We start from the raw sequence: 2,316 nt of genomic DNA on the forward strand, positions 1-2,316 counted from the left end.
GGGCTCACCGTCTCGGGCGGCGGCGTGAGGGTCGGGGTCATCGCCTTCCTCCTCTGGTCGTCACCGATGAACACTCTCTTCGGTCGTTGCTCACCAATCCCGGCGTCGGCGCGCCGGACGGCCCGGCGGCGGTCAGGGTGAGCACCGGCGCCGGGCTCTCCGGCTCCTCGGCACCGGCCACCGGCTCCTCGATCCAGCGCTGCACGTTGCCGTCGGAGTACGTCTGGAGCGTCTTGAACACCATCCGCTCGACCTCCGGCAGGGGACCGAGAGACACGGGGAACTCCTGGAACTGCCCCGGCTTCACCCCGGCGTCCGCCGCGGCCGTCCAGGTCAGCTTCGCCACCGCCTCGGTGAGCTGGCTGCCGTGCACGTCGACCGGCTGGGCGAGCTTGCGCTTCTCCACCGCCACGGTCCAGCCCGGCACCGGCATCGTCGACACCGACCCGACCGGGGCGTTCTCCGGCAGCACCACCTCCACCTTGACGGTGGAGGCCGTGTCGCTCTCGTTGGGCACCCGGAACGCGAACCGGCCGTAGCTGCCCTGGGTCGCCTCCTGCGGGTTGACCGTGACGTGTGCCGAGGCGGGCGACGCGACGCCGAGGACGGCGACGGTGACGGCCCCGAGGGCGAGAGCGGCGGCGGTTGCGGAACGCCGGAGACGGATCATCGGGATGAGAGCCCTTCTGCTTACCGGACGGGCACGGTGGCGGTCACCGTGGCCTGGTCGATGTCGGACGTACGGACGGTCACGCGCAGCTGCCAGTCCCCCGACGCCGGCAGGCTGATCTCGCCGGTGGCGTGGTTGTCGGTCAGCGGCAGCAGCGGCACCTCGATCGGCTCGATGCCGGCCGACGGCAGGGCCGCCGTGGCCCGCCACTCGACCACCGGCTGGGGCCGGTTGTCGAGGGTGTACGCGTAGAAGTGCACGGTGTTGTTGCCCCGCTCGGCCGGGTCCATCTCGACCTGGAGCGAGTAGAGCGAGCTGGTCAGGGTGGTGGAGAAGTAGCCGCTCTCCCGACTGGTGGTGTCCGTGACGGCGGTCCGCGCCGGGGTGGTCTGCACCAGCGTCGCCGACAGGCCGAGCACGATCGCGGTGATCGCCAGCTCCGCCCAGATGGCCCGCCGGACGGGCACCGGCCGGGCGGCGGCGGTCCGCCGCCGCACCAGCGCCCGGGAGTACGCGGCCACCCCGATGACCAGCACGAACAACCCGATCTTCCCGAGCAGCAACCGCCCGTACGTGGTGTCGACGAGGGCGCTCGGGGTGCCCACCTCGATCAGCGCCTGCACGGTGCCGGCGAGCAGCAGCGCGGAGACGGCCAGTGCCGCCCAGCGGGACCAGATCGGCAGGATCGCCCCCAGTTCCCGCTCGTCGGCGCGGCGCAGCAGGAACCCGGCGAGCATCACCAGGCCGCCCAGCCAGACGGCCATGCTGCCCAGGTGCACAGCGTCGACGACGACGGAGACGGCCGGCGCGGGCGACGCCGCCGGGTGCCCGGACAACGGCCAGGTCAGCAGCGCCGCCGTACCGAGAACACCGAGGATCACCAGGTCGGTGCGGCCGACCGGCCCGGCGAACAGCGGCCGGAGCAGGAACGCCGCCGCGGCCAGCAGGCCCAGGCGGACCAGGTGCGTGGCACCGAAGGTGCTGCCGAGCACGCCGGAGAGGCCCTCCCCGCTGACGTCGAAGGGGCCACCGCCGTTGGTGTAGGGCACCTGCAACCAGACCGTGGCCAGGGTGGAGAGCGCCACCAGCCCGAGGCCCGCCCAGGCCAGCCGGGCCGGGCCCGAGCGGGACAGCCGGCGCGGCCACAGCGCGGCGAGCACCAGCGCCGGCCCGACCAGCAGCGCCAGGCCGGCGTAGCCCACGTACTTGGCGACCTTGATCCCGTGCGAGACGACGGGGTCGGCGCGGCTGTCGTCACCGGAGTCGGTGGGCGGCGTCGAGGGGGCCCCGACCGAGTAGGTGAACGCCCCGGAGACCGGGTGGCTGTCGGCCGAGATCACCCGGTAGCTCACCAGGTACGTGCCGCGCCCGGCGGCGGGGTCGACTCCGATGGTCACCACCCCGCCGTCGAAGCCGGGGTCGCCCCGGTCGGCGCGGGAGCCGTCCGGCGCGATGACCCGGATCTTCCCGGTCACCTCGCGGACCGGCTCGCTGAAGGTCAGCACCACCTCCGACGGGGCCTCCGGCACCACCGCCGAGGAGTTCGGGCTGCTGCTCACCAGCACGGCGTGGGCGCTGGCCGGCCCGGCCGGCGCGAGCAGCAGGGCGACGACGGTGACCAGCAGGCCGGCGGTGGCGGCGAGCCG

Annotated in this window: 1 protein-coding gene and 1 pseudogene; both read right to left on the reverse strand. The window is 73.9% G+C overall.

From position 1 onward, the window contains the following. Nucleotides 1-127 precede the first annotated feature (127 nt). Nucleotides 128-670, reverse strand: a pseudogene (locus AB0I76_RS27875) (YcnI family protein); the annotation flags it as partial. Between the two features lie 20 nt (nucleotides 671-690). Next, a complete protein-coding gene (locus AB0I76_RS27880) occupies nucleotides 691-2,295 on the reverse strand; it encodes a copper resistance protein CopC (RefSeq protein ID WP_357041499.1) in 1,605 nt (534 codons plus the stop codon). Nucleotides 2,296-2,316: the final 21 nt, after the last annotated feature.

The sequence above is a fragment of the Micromonospora sp. NPDC049799 genome, assembly GCF_040656655.1.
GTDB lineage: Bacteria > Actinomycetota > Actinomycetes > Mycobacteriales > Micromonosporaceae > Micromonospora.